The sequence below is a fragment of the Stenotrophomonas sepilia genome, from assembly GCF_003244875.1.
In the GTDB taxonomy this organism is placed as follows: Bacteria; Pseudomonadota; Gammaproteobacteria; order Xanthomonadales; family Xanthomonadaceae; genus Stenotrophomonas; species Stenotrophomonas sepilia.
In genome coordinates this window covers 37,170-50,237 of record NZ_LXXZ01000041.1, presented here as the reverse complement: position 1 = coordinate 50,237, position 13,068 = coordinate 37,170, and the positions used below count along the sequence as shown (strand labels likewise).

The window sequence follows — 13,068 nt, the reverse complement described above, 5'->3', positions numbered from 1 at the left end:
TCACTCGTTGACGGCGACGATATGGCGTGGCGTGGCCAGTACCGGCTCGCGCACAAGGTCGGTGACCTGGCCGTCGACGATATGCACGTTGCGCTGCGCACGCGCGGCCAGTTCCGGGTCGTGGGTGACCATCACGATGGTGGTGCCGGCGGCATTGATCTCCTCCAGCAGTTCCATCACGCCGCGCGCCATCTGCGTGTCCAGGTTGCCGGTCGGTTCGTCGGCCAGCAGCAGGCGCGGGCTGCCGGCCAGGGCGCGTGCGATGGCCGCGCGCTGCTGCTGGCCGCCGGACAGCTCGTTCGGGTAGTGCTTCATGCGCGAACCGAGGCCGACCTGGGTCAGCGCCTTCTCGATGCGCTCTCGGCGCTCGTTGGCGCTCATCTTCCGATAGCGCAGCGGCACGTCGACGTTGTCGAACAGGTTCAGGTCGGGGATCAGGTTGAAGCCCTGGAAGATGAAGCCGATCTTCTGGTTGCGCAGGCGGCTGCGGGCGTCGTCGCCCAGCGTGCTCACATCCTGCCCGTCCAGCATGTAGGTACCGCTGGTGAAGGTTTCCAGCAGGCCGGCAATGTTGAGGAAAGTGGTCTTGCCGGAACCGGACGGGCCGGTGACGGCGACGAACTCGCCTTCCTTGACCTGCAGTTCCAGTGAGCGCAACGCGTGGGTCTCCACCTGTTCGGTACGGAAGACCTTGGCGACCGAACGCATTTCGAGCATGTACATGGGGTGTCCTCTCTCCAGGATTCAGGTATCAGTTGACGGAGACGCGTTCGGCGTCCTTGAACAGGTCGCTGCCGGAGACCACGATGCGGTCGCCCGGCTGCACACCCGACTTGATTTCCACTTCGCCCAGGCTGCTGACGCCCAGTTCCACCGGGCGGCGCACGGCGGTGCGGCCATCCATCACGTAGGCCATGCCGTTGCCCTGTTCGACGAACGGGCCGCGCTCGACCTTCAGCACGTTCTTGCGGGTATCGAGCAGCACGCGCACCGACATCCGCTGGCTCTGGCGCAGGCCTTCCGGCTGCGCGCTGGCAAAGCGCACGCGGGCGTTGACCTCGCCGTTGACCACTTCCGGCGACACCGCGCTGATCTCGCCCGGGAACGGTTGGCCGTTGCCGCCGGTCAGCTGCGCCGGCATGCCGATCGCCAGGTCGCGGGCGAAGCTTTCCGGCACCTTGATCTCGACCTCGAACTTGGACAGATCGACAACGCCCAGCACCGGCGCGTTGGCGGCCAGGTTGGTGGACTGCACGGCCTGCACCTGGCCGACCTGGCCATCGAACGGCGCGCGCAGGGTCAGCGCATCGACCTGGCGCTGCACTTCGGCCACCACCGCTTTCTGGCGGTCGGCCAGCAGGCGCTTGTTGCGGGCATCCAGGTCGGCGCCCTGGCTCTGCAGGCGCGCATCGGTGGTGGCATTGGCCAGGGCGATGTCGGCTTTCTTCAGCGAATCCTTGGCCTTGGCCAGGTCGATCTGCGGTACCGCGCCGCCGTCGTAGCCGCGCTGGTAGCGCTGCAGGTCGCGGTCGGCGGCCTGACGTTCGATGGTGGCCTGGTCGGTTTCCTTGCGTGACTTGGCACGGGCCAGGGTCGCGTCCAGCGCGGCGCGGCTGGCCTCGGCTTCCAGGCCGGCCAGCGTTGCCTGTTCCTGGGCCAGCTTGCTGCGCAGTTCCGGGCTGTCGATGATCGCCAGCTCCTGGCCCTTCTTGACCACGTCACCGGCGACGACCTTCAGGTCCACGGTACCGGCCGAGATCGCGTACAGGATCGGGCTGTTGGCGGCGATCACGCGGCCGTCGGCAGCGATGTCACGGACCAGGTCGCCCCGCTTCACCTCGGCGATGCGCACGCGGCTGCTGTCGAAGGAGCGGCTGGCATTGGACCAGGCATGGACCGCCCAGCCGATGCCGGCGAGCAGCGCGATGGCGCCCAGCGCCGGCCAGCGGTAGCGATGCCAGCTTGCGCGGGTGGTGCCGGCCGGGGCGGAGGAAACGATCTGGTCCTGTGCGGAAGTGTCGCGGATCATCGGGTGCGTGCCTGACGGTGGTAGCCAATACCAAGCACGTAGCGTGCCAACTTTATTTCCTTTCAGGTCAAGGGGTTGGGGTTTTCGGGGAAGTGTCCGGGTGTCCGCGGACACCTTTCCGGACACTTTCATTAAGCGGACAGGAGGGGGAAGCCGGACACGCAGGCTAGAATGCGGCAATCGTCTTCAAGGAAACGCGTGACATGTGTGGAATCGTGGGTGCAATCGCCGATCGCGACGTAGTACCGGTACTGATCGAGGGTCTGAAGCGCCTTGAATACCGTGGCTACGATTCCTCGGGCATCGCGGTGATCGACCAGGCCGAGCGCCCCGAAGTCCGTCGTGTCCGTCGTACCGGTCGAGTGTCGGAAATGGCTACGGCGGCCGAGGCCGAGGGCTTCAATGCGGTGCTGGGCATCGGCCACACCCGCTGGGCCACCCACGGCGGTGTCACCGAGGCCAATGCACATCCGCACATCAGCCACGGTGTGGCCCTGGTGCACAACGGCATCATCGAGAACCACGAAGAGCAGCGCGAGAAGCTGCGCGCGCTGGGCTACACGTTTGAATCGCAGACCGATACCGAAGTCATCGCGCACCTGATCCATCATCATCTGAAGGATGGCGACGATCTGCTGGTGGCACTGCAGCACACGGTGAAGGAACTGACCGGTGCCTATGCGCTGGCCGTGGTCAGCCGCGCCGAGCCGGAGCGCTTCGTCTGCGCGCGCATGGGCTGCCCGCTGCTGGTCGGCCTGGGCGAGGGCGAGAACTTCGTCGCTTCGGATGTCTCGGCGGTGATCTCGGCCACCCGCAAGGTGATCTTCCTGGAAGAGGGCGACACCGCCGAGATCCGCCGCGATGGCGTGCGCGTCTTCGACGAGCACGACCAGCCGGTCGAGCGCGACGTGCATCTGTCCGACGTATCGCTGGCATCGCTGGAGCTGGGCCCGTACCGCCACTTCATGCAGAAGGAAATCCACGAGCAGCCGCGCGCGCTGGGCGACACCATCGAGGCGGCGATCGATGCCGGTGGTTTCCCGGCCGGGCTGTTCGGCAAGAACGCCGAAGCGGTGCTGTCGGGCATCGAAGGCGTGCAGATCATTGCCTGCGGAACCAGCTACTACGCCGGCCTGACCGCGCGCTACTGGATCGAAGCCATCGCCGGCCTGCCGTGCAGCGTGGAGATCGCCAGCGAGTACCGCTATCGCGCTGCCTACGCGAACCCCAAGCATCTGATCGTGACCATCTCGCAGTCCGGCGAAACGCTGGATACGATGGAAGCGCTGAAGTACGCCAAATCGTTGGGCCACCAGCACACGCTGTCGATCTGCAACGTGCCGGAAAGTGCGATCCCGCGCGCCAGCGAACTGGTCTGCTACACCCGCGCCGGCGCCGAGATCGGCGTGGCCTCGACCAAGGCCTTCACCACCCAGCTGGCCGCACTGTTCCAGCTGACCGTGGTGCTGGGCAAGCTGCATGGCCGCATCGACGCGGCGCAGGAAGCGGACTACCTGGAGCAGCTGCGCTTCCTGCCGGGCAGCGTGCAGCACGCCCTGAACATGGAGCCACAGATCGCCGCCTGGGCCGAGCGTTTCGCGCGCAAGAGCAGCGCATTGTTCCTGGGCCGCGGCCTGCATTACCCGATCGCGCTGGAAGGCGCGCTCAAGCTCAAGGAAATCTCCTACATCCACGCCGAGGCCTACCCGGCCGGTGAGCTGAAGCATGGTCCGCTGGCGCTGGTGGACGAGGACATGCCGGTGGTGGTGATCGCGCCGAACGACAGCCTGCTGGAGAAGGTGAAGTCGAACATGCAGGAAGTGCGTGCGCGTGGTGGCGAGCTGTTCGTGTTCGCCGACCAGGACAGCAACTTCAATGAGTCCGAAGGCGTACATGTGATCCGCACGCCGCGCCATGCCGGCGTGCTCAGCCCGATCGTGCACACCATCCCGGTGCAGCTGCTGGCCTACCACACCGCGCTGGCACGCGGCACCGACGTGGACAAGCCGCGCAACCTGGCCAAGAGCGTGACGGTGGAGTAAGGCATTCCCGGAGTTGTGGGATGCTGCATGCGAAAGGGGCCTGCGAGGCCCCTTTCGTTTGTGCCGGACGCAGTGCGAAGTGGGACAGCTGCCGGGCGTTCTGTCCGTCGTCGGCAGCAGGCAATCATTCTTTAATGCGCGAAGCCGCCTGTATTCAGCGGCGGTTTCAGCCGCGGTGCCATTCTCTGGATCGTCAGTTGGTTCCCACGACGAACTGTCCTATCGATGCCGGTAGTGACCGAGGGTCGCAGTCGTAGAATCGATCTGGCCGAGGTTAGGGTTGAGCGATTGAACCCGCCTCGTTCGCGTTGCAGCACATCGTCTGCCGAGTGATTCCAAGCGGCAGACGGGTGCGCCAGACGTGCGCTGAAAGGTCTGTTCCCGGGGAGGGGGCGTATCGGAAGAGCACACTTTTTTGACTTCAGTGACCTGCACCAGGAAACAAGAATGAACGTCCGCGAACTCCTGCAATCCAAGAAAGAAGCTGTCATCACCATCGATGCCGAAGACACGATCGGTGCCGCCGCCCACAAGATGAGCGCGAACAGGATCGCTGCGCTGGTGGTGATGAAGGACGATGCCCCGGTCGGCATCATTTCCGAGAAGGACATCGTGCGCACCCTGGCCGACGACGGCCCGCAGGCCGGCCGCCGGGTGATTTCCAGCCTGCCGTCCACCGGTCTGGAGGGCATTGCGCCGGAAGCCACGCTGAAACAGGCCATGTCGTTGATGACGTACTCGCGGCGCCGTCACCTGATGGTCACCGAAGGCACCCGCCTGGTCGGCATCCTCAGCCTGGGCGATATCGTGAAGAACCTGCTGGGCGAGCTGGAACTGGAAAAGGCCGTGCTGCAGGACATCTACATGGCCGCCCACTGAGGGCCGCAGCGCTGGAAGCAGAGAAGCCGGGCATTGCCCGGCTTCTTCATTCACCGCGCCGGTGATATCAGAAAGTGACCTTCACCGAATCGGCGCTGTAGTTCGCCGGCCCGTGATAGACCACTTCGATGTTGTTGCCATCGGGGTCGAGCACGAAGGCGCCGTAGTAGCCCGGGTGGTAGGGGCGTTCGCCTGGCGCGCCATTGTCGGTACCGCCGGCGGCGATCGCGGCAGTGTGGAAGGCATCAACAGTTGCGCTGTCGCGGGCCTGGAAGGCGAGATGGTGGCGGCCGGTCAACTGGCCGGCGGCGGCACGGCTGCTGGCGCTGGAAATGAACAGCTCGTCGGCCCAGAAGAAGTCTGGCCCTTCGCCGCCCAGTGGGATGCCGATCGTATCGAACACTGCCTGGTAGAAGCGGCGGCTGGCGGCCAGGTCACGCACCACCAGCTGGATGTGGTCGATCAGGCGGCCACGGTGCAGTTCCATCGTTTCCATACGAACCTCACAGAAAAAGGGGACGGAGGGGATTAAGTCGCTTCCAGCACAATAGTGCCAGAAACGGCTTAATCCCCTCCGTCCCCTTTTCGGGGTCAGACGTTGGCGATGATCTCGACCCAGTAGCCGTCCGGGTCCTTGATGAAGGCCAGGTTCTTCATGCGGCCGTCGGTCAGGCGCTTCTGGAAGGTTACCCCGAGGTCCTCGAAGCGCTGGCAGGCCGCCTCGATGTCCGGCACCGACACGCAGATGTGGCCGAAGCCGCGCGGGTCGCTGTTGCCGTCGTGGTAGACCGCGCCGTCCTGGCTCTCGGTGCCGTGGTTGTGGGTCAGTTCCAGCACGCCCGGCAGGCCGGCCATCCACAGGCGGCGCTGGCTGTCATCTTCCGGAACCGCCACGCCAGCTGGGACGTAGGCCAGGAAGTACAGGCTGAACTGGGCTTCGGGAAAGTCGCGCTTGTCGATCAGCTGGTAGCCGAGCACGCGGGTGTAGAAGTCCAGCGAGGCGGTGATGTCCTTCACCCGCAGCATGGTGTGGTTGAACACGAAGCCGGTGGTTTCGGCCGGGGCCTGGGCGGCGACGCCGGGGACATCGCGCAGGGCGGGAATGGTCATGGGGGAGGTCCTTCAGACAGGGCCGTTGCCGGCCGGATGGGGGCATTCTACCGGCCAGCACCTGACGGTACCGCGACGTACAATGGCCGGATCGCACCGTTCCGTCCTGACAACGATTGCCCGCCATGTCGCAGCGTGAATGGGTGGCCGCCGCCATCCGCAAGATTGAAGCCGATTTCAACCGCTCCGCCGATACCCACCTGATCCCGCTGGCGCTGCCCGGGTTCGATGGCATCGATGTGTACCTGAAGGATGAGTCGAGCCATCCCACCGGCAGCCTCAAGCACCGGCTGGCGCGCTCGCTGTTCCTGTATGCGCTGGCCAATGGCTGGCTGCGCGAAGGGCGACCGGTGATCGAGGCGTCCAGCGGCTCGACGGCGGTGTCCGAAGCCTATTTCGCGCGCCTGCTCGGCCTGCCGTTCATTGCAGTGATCCCGGCCACCACCTCGCCTGAAAAGATCGCCGCGATCGAGTTCCAAGGCGGCCGCTGCCATCTTGTCGAACGCGCCTGCGACCTCAACTGTGATTCGGAAAAGCTGGCCCGTGAAACCGGTGGCCACTTCATGGACCAGTTCACCTACGCTGAGCGCGCGACCGACTGGCGTGCCAACAACAACATCGCCGAGTCCATCTTCAAGCAGATGGCCGAAGAGCCCAGCCCGGTTCCGGAATGGATCGTGTGCAGCCCCGGCACCGGCGGTACCGCCGCCACCCTGGGCCGCTATGTCAGCTACCGCCGCCACGACACCCGCATCCTGTGCGCGGACCCGGAAGTGTCGGTGTTCTTCGACGGTTACCGGGCCGCCGTGGCCGGTGAACAGGACTGGCGCGACCTGACCTGCAGTGGTGGTTCGCGCGTGGAAGGCATCGGCCGGCCACGGGTGGAACCGAGCTTCATCCCGACCAGCGTCGATGCGATGGTCAAGGTACCCGACGCACTGAGCCTGGCCGCGATGCGCCATGTCAGCCGCCAGCTCGGCCGCCGTGTCGGTGGCTCGACCGGCACCAACTTCATCGGCGTGCTGCAGGCCGCGCAATGGATGCGCGAGGCGGGCCACCAGGGCAGCATCGTCAGCATCCTGTGCGACAGCGGCGAGCGCTATGCGCAGAGCTATTACGACCCGGCGTGGTACTCGCGCCAGGGCATCGATGTCGATGGCGCCGATGCACAGCTGGCCGCTGCGGTGGCCGGGCAGGGCTTGCCCGAGCTGCCATGGTGCAGCCTGGAAGCGCTGTAGCACGGACGAAGCTCGCGCCGGGCCATGCTGGCGTCCGCGACGGTGTCTCAGTACCCCGCTGCGGTGAAGGCGTCTAGCACCGCGTCGCGAAGCGCATCAGGCAACGCCTCGATGTCCATCGCACGGTCATCCAGGTGCAGGGTGGGATCCAGGATGCTGGCGCGGCCCTGGGCCAATGCCTGCAACCACAGCAGCACGCAGATCACGAACTCGCGCTCATGGCCCAGCTGCAGCTGGCTGGCGCCGCGCTCGACCACTTCGAACGGGTACCACTCCTGGCTTTCATTGAACGTGCCGCCCTGCTGCAGCACCGCCTGCAACTGCTGCAGGTGGCGCGGGGCGTCGTCGCCGGCATCGCACAGCGCGGCGATCCAGGCCAGTTCGGCCGCGCTGGCAGACAGTGCCAGCGACCGCGCCGGTGAGGCGGATGCAACTGCAGCCAGACCTTCCATGTTGGGCCTCGTTCGGTACGTGCCGCTGCGGACTCCCCCGCACCCAGAGCTTCGGGGGGCATGCGTAAGGCCGATGTGAATGCCGTGCCCCCTTGTCAGCGATGCCTGGCAGCGCCATATCTACCGGGCTGCCCGCCTGCCGGGCCCGTACCCTGGAGACCTGCCGTGACCGTTGCCAACCCCCTGCTCGATTTTTCCGGCCTGCCGCGCTTCGAGGCGATCCGCCCCGAGCACGTGGCGCCGGCGCTGGATGTGCTGCTGGCCGAGGCCGCAGCCGCCGTCAGCGCAGCCGAGCAGGTGCAGCCGGTCACCTGGCAGACCTTCGTGACCCCGCTGGACGATGCCACCGAGCGCCTGTGGCGCGCCTGGGGCCTGGTCGGCCACCTGCAGGGCGTGGTCAACACCCCGGAGCTGCGCGAGGCCTACAACAGCAACCTGCCGCGGGTGACCCGCTTCGCCAGTGCGCTGGGGCAGAACCTGGCGCTTTACCGCCAGTACCAGGCGCTGGCCGCCAGCCCGGAGGCGGCGCATTTCGATGAAGCCCAGCGCAAGGTGCTGGACAACACCCTGCGCGACTTCCGCCTGGGCGGCGCCGAGCTGGCGCCCGAGGCGCAGCAGCGTTTTGCTGCGATCAAGGAAGAACTGTCGGCGCTGTCGGCGAAGTTCTCGCAGAACGTGCTCGACGCTACCGATGCCTGGTCGCTGTTCATCGAAGACGAAGCGCGGCTGAAGGGCCTGCCGGAAGACGTGAAGGCCGCCGCGCATGCCGCAGCACAGAAGGACGGCAAGGCCGGCTGGAAACTGACCCTGCAGATGCCGTGCTACCTGCCGGTGCAGACCTGGGGCGAGGACCGCGACCTGCGCGAGATCCTGTACCGCGCCAGCGCCCAGCGTGCGTCCGAATTCGGCGATGACGCACTGGACAACAGCGGCAACATCGACCGCATCCTTGCCCTGCGCGCCGAACTGGCTGCGTTGCTCGGCTTCGATTCGTACGGCCATTACTCGGTGGCGACCAAGATGGCGCAGGACCCGGCCGAAGTGCTCGGTTTCCTGCGTGACCTGGCCGCGCGTGCCAAGCCGTTCGCTGCCAGGGACCGCGCCGAGCTGGAGCAGTTCGCGCGCGAACAGCTCGGCATCGACAGCCTGCAGGCCTGGGACCTGGCCTTCGCCGCCGACCGCCTGAAGCAGGCGCGTTACAGCTATTCCGAGCAGGAGGTGAAGCAGTATTTCACCGAGCCGAAGGTACTGGGTGGCCTGTTCTCAGTGATCGAGCAGCTGTACGGCCTGCGCGTGCAGGAGGACAGCGCGCCGGTGTGGCACGAGGATGTGCGCTTCTTCCGGTTGGTCGATGCGCAGGGCGCGCTGGTTGGCCAGTTCTACCTGGACCTGTACGCCCGCGAGGGCAAGCGCGGCGGGGCGTGGATGGATGATTGCCGCAACCGTCGCGTGCGCACCGACGGCAGCGTGCAGACGCCGCTGGTCTACCTGGTGTGCAACTTCGGCCGCGGTGCCAACGGCAAGCCGGCCACCTTCAGCCACAACGAAGTGACCACGCTGTTCCATGAGATGGGCCACGGCCTGCACCAGCTGCTGACCCGCATCAGCGAACTGGGCGTGGCTGGCATCAACGGCGTGGAATGGGATGCGGTGGAGCTGCCCAGCCAGTTCATGGAGAACTTCTGCTGGGAATGGGACCACCTGCAGGCGATGACCGCGCATGTGGACAGTGGCGAGCCGCTGCCGCGCGCGCTGTACGAGCGCATGCTGGCCGCGCGCAACTTCCACAGCGGCATGGCCACCGTCCGCCAGCTGGAGTTCGGCCTGTTCGACATGCTGCTGCACAGCCAGTTCGAACCAGCGCAGGACAGCGTGCTGGCGCTGCTCGACCGCGTGCGCGCGGAAGTGGCGGTGAACCACCCGCCGGCCTGGAACCGCTTCCCGCACCAGTTCAGCCACATCTTTGCGGGCGGTTACGCCGCGGGTTACTACAGCTACAAGTGGGCCGAGGTACTCAGCGCCGACGCCTATGCCGCCTTCGAGGAAGCGCCGCAGGCACTGGCTGAAACCGGCGCACGCTTCCGTGATGAGATCCTGTCGCGCGGTGGCAGCCGCCCGGCGGCGGACAACTTCAAGGCCTTCCGCGGCCGTGCTCCGCAGATCGATGCGCTGCTGCGCCACTCGGGCATGGCGTAATCCATGGTGGTGGGTGCCAACCTTGGTTGGCACTTCACCGCCATCCACGCATGGCGTGGATCTACCGGAATGCCGGCCAGCGGCCGGCACTACCGGTGGTGGGTCATTCGGCGTAGATCATCTTCCGGGTCATGCCGCCGTCGACGATGAAATCCTGGCCGGTGCTGAAACCGGACAGTGATGACAGCAGGTACACGGCCAACGCACCGATGTCCTCCGGCTGGCCGACGCGGCCGACCGGGTGTTGCGCATGGTCGGTGGCCGAATACTCCGGTGCGTGTCGGCGTGAGGGTGCCTGCCACTCGCAGGTGCCGATCCAGCCGGGACTGATGCTGTTCACCCGCACCGCCGGGCCGCTGCTGATCGCCAGCGCATGGGTGAACGCCACCAGTCCGCCCTTGGCTGCGGCATAGGCTTCGCTGTGTGCTTCGGATTGCCAGGCGCGGGTCGAGGCGATGTTGATGATCGCACCGGCGGCGCTGGCGGTCAGCGCCGGCAACGCATGCTTGCTGCACAGGAACGCGCCGTGCAGCGAAGACAGCCGGCGCTGCCACTCGTCCCAGTCCATGTCCTGCAGCAGCGTGCCGTGCGGGCTGGCAATCCCTGCGTTGTTGACCAGCCCGTCGATGCGGCCGAAACGCTGCAGGGCCACGGCGATGAGGGCGCGCACGCTGGCTTCGTCGGTGATGTCCAGGCGCTGGAACACGGCATCCTCACCACGCTGCCATTCCGCCAGGCACGCCTCGCCGGCCTCCACGTCGAGGTCGCCGATCAGCACGCGGCCACCGGCGCCGAGCACGGCCTGCGCGATGCCACGGCCGATGCCGTTGGCGCCGCCGGTGACCAGCACCACCTTGCCCGACAGCGGCGCGGCCGGCCAAGCGGCAATCGGCGGCACCGTGCTCACGACAGGTCTTCGCCACGCAGGCGGCGATGCCAGCCGTCCACGCCGATGCGGTCCAGGGTCTGGATGTTGCGCTCGACGATCACGTGCGGATCCGGATAGACGTCCACCGCGCGCGCCACGCTGTCTTCGCGCAGCAGGTGCAGGGTGGGGAAGGGCGCGCGATTGGTGTAGTTGCTGGCGTCGTCCGCGGCCACGCCGTCGAACTGGTAGTCGGGGTGGAAGCTGGCCACCTGCAGGATGCCCTGCAGGTCCAGCGCCTCGATCGCCGCGTCTGCGTTGTCGAGGAAGTCATTGTAGTCGAGGAAGTCGGTCAGCACCTGCGGATGCACGATCAGCGTGGTATCGATCTGCTCGGCCGGCGTATCGCGCAGCAGGACCAGTTCCTCGGCCAGCTGCTCAACCAGGGCTTCCGTCGTGGTCGCATCGCTGAGCACGATGCGGACCTGGTCCTTCACGTAGACCGCCTTGGCGAACGGGCACAGGTTCAGGCCGATGACGATGCGTTCCAGCCACAGGCGGGTGGCGGCGATCGGGTCCTCGGTGGGCAGTTGGGCGTCGGTCATGGCGGGCACGTCGGCTGGCGGGGCGGACATTGTAGGCGCGTCGCTTGCAACGCGCCGTCTTACCGCAGGTGCCGGCGCCGGGCCATGCCCGGCGGCCAGATCAATCGCGGAAATTGTTGAACTGCAGCGGCAGCTCGAACTTGCCGGCCTTGAGCACGGCGATGGCGTCCTGCAGGTCATCACGCTTCTTGCCCTGCACGCGCAGCTTGTCGCCATTGATCTGGCTTTCAACCTTCAGCTTGGCCTCCTTCAGCGCAGCGGCGATCTTCTTGGCGATCTTCTGCTCGATGCCCTGCTTGACGGTGATCTTCTGCCGGGCCTGGGCCAGGTTGGTCTCGATGTCGCCGAATTCGAGGCTGAGCACATCGATGCCGCGCGCGGCCAGGCGTGCACGCAGGATGTCGTTCATCTGCTTGAGCTGGAACTCGGTCGGCGCGAACTGGTTGATCACATCGCCATCGCGTTCGAACTTGGCATCCACGCCCTTGAAATCGAAGCGGGTGGCCAGTTCGCGGTTGGCCTGGTCGATGGCGTTGGTCAGTTCGTGGGTGTCGACTTCAGACACGACGTCGAAGGAAGGCATGGGCGATGCTCCGCAGGATTCAGTGGCCGCCATTCTATCGCGAGGGCCCCATGCCCGCCCTTTGTAGAACCGAGCCATGCTCGACTGCTCTTCACAAGGCAGTCGAGCATGGCTCGACTCTACAATCCCGTGCGGTCGGCGATAATGGGCCATGAACGTGCAACGCTCCCCCTCGCGCGCAGTGGCCTGGATGGTCGCTGCGGTCGCCTGCTTCTCGCTGATGGATGCTGGCATGAAGCAGCTGTCGGCCAGCTACCCCACCCTGGAAGTAACCTTCCTGCGCGGCGCGGCCTCGTTGCCGTTCGTGCTGGTCTGGGTGCTGGCCAGCGCCGGGCCGCGTTCACTGGTGCCGCGCCGCTGGGGGCTGCACCTGCTGCGTGGTGCGCTGGGCATGGCGATGATCGGCTGCTTCGTGTTCGCCCTGCGCGACCTGCCGCTGTCCACTGCCTACACCATCTATTTCGTTGCCCCGCTGCTGATCGCCGCATTGTCGGTGCCGCTGCTGGGCGAGCGGGTCGGGCCACGGCGCTGGGTCGCCATCGGGATTGGCCTGGTCGGTGTGCTGGTGGTGCTGCGGCCGGGCGTCGATGGCTTCATCTCGGTGCCGGGGCTGATGGTGCTGGCCGCGGCCACTGCCTATGCCGTAGCCGCGATCACGGTCAGCCTGTTGACCCGCACAGATACTTCGCAGTCGATGGTGGTCTGGTTCCTGGTGATCATGGCCATCGGTGCCGGGCTGCTGGCCCTTCCCGGCTGGGTGCCACTGCAGCTGGCACATGCGCCGCTGATCGGTGGCATGGGCCTGGCCGGGGCGCTGGGCCAGATCGCCCTGACCAGGGCCTTCCAGCTGGGCGAGGCCTCGATGATCGCGCCGTTGGAGTACAGCGGGCTGGTCTGGGTGATCGGTTGGGACCTGGCCTTCTGGGGCCAGCTGCCCGATGGCTATACCTGGGTGGGCGCGGCAATCATCGTGGCTTCGGGGCTTTACCTGCTGCACCGCGAGCGGGTGAACAGGCAGGAGCCGCCGAAGCCGCTGGATCATCCCTGAACCGGTTTGGCCGGGAAGCGG

Annotated in this window: 13 protein-coding genes; 5 read left to right on the top strand and 8 right to left on the bottom strand. The window is 66.4% G+C overall.

Going from position 1 to position 13,068, the window contains the following annotated elements; all coding sequences use genetic code 11:
- The gene (locus A7X97_RS08205; RefSeq protein ID WP_005419487.1) at positions 1-723 is read right to left on the bottom strand and encodes an ABC transporter ATP-binding protein; all 723 of its coding nucleotides are present in this window, start codon (positions 721-723) and stop codon (positions 1-3) included.
- Positions 724-751: 28 nt separating this feature from the next.
- A complete protein-coding gene (locus A7X97_RS08200; protein WP_072167215.1) occupies positions 752-2,029 on the bottom strand; it encodes an efflux RND transporter periplasmic adaptor subunit in 1,278 nt (425 codons plus the stop codon).
- A 203-nt stretch (positions 2,030-2,232) separates the two neighbouring features.
- Here A7X97_RS08200 and glmS point away from each other — a divergent pair, with 203 nt between their 5' ends.
- A complete protein-coding gene (glmS, locus tag A7X97_RS08195; protein ID WP_111007814.1) occupies positions 2,233-4,071 on the top strand; it encodes a glutamine--fructose-6-phosphate transaminase (isomerizing) in 1,839 nt (612 codons plus the stop codon).
- 447 nt (positions 4,072-4,518) lie between these two features.
- The gene (locus A7X97_RS08190) at positions 4,519-4,950 is read left to right on the top strand and encodes a CBS domain-containing protein (RefSeq protein WP_005411115.1); all 432 of its coding nucleotides are present in this window, start codon (positions 4,519-4,521) and stop codon (positions 4,948-4,950) included.
- Positions 4,951-5,017: 67 nt separating this feature from the next.
- On the opposite strand, the gene A7X97_RS08185 is transcribed toward A7X97_RS08190, so the two are convergent.
- Together A7X97_RS08185 and gloA are read right to left on the bottom strand one after the other, a co-directional pair.
- Entirely contained in the window at positions 5,018-5,446 is a 429-nt protein-coding gene (locus tag A7X97_RS08185) for a VOC family protein (protein ID WP_019660719.1), read from the bottom strand.
- Between the two features lie 95 nt (positions 5,447-5,541).
- Complete coding sequence (gene gloA, locus A7X97_RS08180; protein WP_033834977.1) at positions 5,542-6,060, bottom strand: lactoylglutathione lyase; 519 nt, start codon at positions 6,058-6,060, stop codon at positions 5,542-5,544.
- Between the two features lie 125 nt (positions 6,061-6,185).
- Here gloA and A7X97_RS08175 point away from each other — a divergent pair, with 125 nt between their 5' ends.
- Positions 6,186-7,298, top strand: coding sequence for a PLP-dependent cysteine synthase family protein (locus tag A7X97_RS08175; RefSeq protein ID WP_111007813.1), 1,113 nt, complete (start codon positions 6,186-6,188; stop codon positions 7,296-7,298).
- Positions 7,299-7,345: 47 nt separating this feature from the next.
- Here the strand turns inward: A7X97_RS08175 and A7X97_RS08170 are convergent, their stop codons facing one another.
- Positions 7,346-7,750 (bottom strand): hypothetical protein, encoded by a 405-nt coding sequence (locus A7X97_RS08170; protein ID WP_005419475.1) that lies wholly within the window; start codon positions 7,748-7,750, stop codon positions 7,346-7,348.
- Between the two features lie 165 nt (positions 7,751-7,915).
- On the opposite strand from A7X97_RS08170, the gene A7X97_RS08165 reads away from it, so the two are divergent.
- The gene (locus tag A7X97_RS08165) at positions 7,916-9,946 is read left to right on the top strand and encodes a M3 family metallopeptidase (RefSeq protein ID WP_072167211.1); all 2,031 of its coding nucleotides are present in this window, start codon (positions 7,916-7,918) and stop codon (positions 9,944-9,946) included.
- A 103-nt stretch (positions 9,947-10,049) separates the two neighbouring features.
- Here A7X97_RS08165 and A7X97_RS08160 read toward each other — a convergent pair whose 3' ends face one another.
- The 3 genes from A7X97_RS08160 to A7X97_RS08150 all read right to left on the bottom strand — a co-directional run bounded on the left by A7X97_RS08160 (position 10,050) and on the right by A7X97_RS08150 (position 11,999).
- Positions 10,050-10,853: an SDR family oxidoreductase gene (locus A7X97_RS08160; RefSeq protein ID WP_111007812.1), complete on the bottom strand. Its 804-nt coding sequence runs from the start codon at positions 10,851-10,853 to the stop codon at positions 10,050-10,052.
- On the bottom strand, positions 10,850-11,416 hold the full coding sequence (locus A7X97_RS08155) for a DUF1415 domain-containing protein (protein WP_111007811.1): 567 nt from the start codon (positions 11,414-11,416) through the stop codon (positions 10,850-10,852). Before A7X97_RS08155 ends, A7X97_RS08160 begins: the two co-directional genes overlap by 4 nt.
- A gap of 100 nt (positions 11,417-11,516) precedes the next feature.
- Positions 11,517-11,999, bottom strand: a complete 483-nt coding sequence (locus A7X97_RS08150) for a YajQ family cyclic di-GMP-binding protein (protein WP_005419468.1) — start codon at positions 11,997-11,999, stop codon at positions 11,517-11,519.
- 151 nt (positions 12,000-12,150) lie between these two features.
- On the opposite strand from A7X97_RS08150, the gene A7X97_RS08145 reads away from it, so the two are divergent.
- Complete coding sequence (locus tag A7X97_RS08145) at positions 12,151-13,047, top strand: DMT family transporter (protein ID WP_019660712.1); 897 nt, start codon at positions 12,151-12,153, stop codon at positions 13,045-13,047.
- The last annotated feature ends 21 nt before the right edge of the window (positions 13,048-13,068 follow it).

Coding starts and splice junctions, on each gene's coding strand:
- A7X97_RS08205 (WP_005419487.1), bottom strand. CDS start 723: ATGTACATGCTCGAAATGCGTTCGGTCGCCAAGGTCTTCCGTACCGAA.
- A7X97_RS08200 (WP_072167215.1), bottom strand. CDS start 2,029: ATGATCCGCGACACTTCCGCACAGGACCAGATCGTTTCCTCCGCCCCG.
- glmS (WP_111007814.1), top strand. CDS start 2,233: ATGTGTGGAATCGTGGGTGCAATCGCCGATCGCGACGTAGTACCGGTA.
- A7X97_RS08190 (WP_005411115.1), top strand. CDS start 4,519: ATGAACGTCCGCGAACTCCTGCAATCCAAGAAAGAAGCTGTCATCACC.
- A7X97_RS08185 (WP_019660719.1), bottom strand. CDS start 5,446: ATGGAAACGATGGAACTGCACCGTGGCCGCCTGATCGACCACATCCAG.
- gloA (WP_033834977.1), bottom strand. CDS start 6,060: ATGACCATTCCCGCCCTGCGCGATGTCCCCGGCGTCGCCGCCCAGGCC.
- A7X97_RS08175 (WP_111007813.1), top strand. CDS start 6,186: ATGTCGCAGCGTGAATGGGTGGCCGCCGCCATCCGCAAGATTGAAGCC.
- A7X97_RS08170 (WP_005419475.1), bottom strand. CDS start 7,750: ATGGAAGGTCTGGCTGCAGTTGCATCCGCCTCACCGGCGCGGTCGCTG.
- A7X97_RS08155 (WP_111007811.1), bottom strand. CDS start 11,416: ATGACCGACGCCCAACTGCCCACCGAGGACCCGATCGCCGCCACCCGC.
- A7X97_RS08150 (WP_005419468.1), bottom strand. CDS start 11,999: ATGCCTTCCTTCGACGTCGTGTCTGAAGTCGACACCCACGAACTGACC.
- A7X97_RS08145 (WP_019660712.1), top strand. CDS start 12,151: ATGAACGTGCAACGCTCCCCCTCGCGCGCAGTGGCCTGGATGGTCGCT.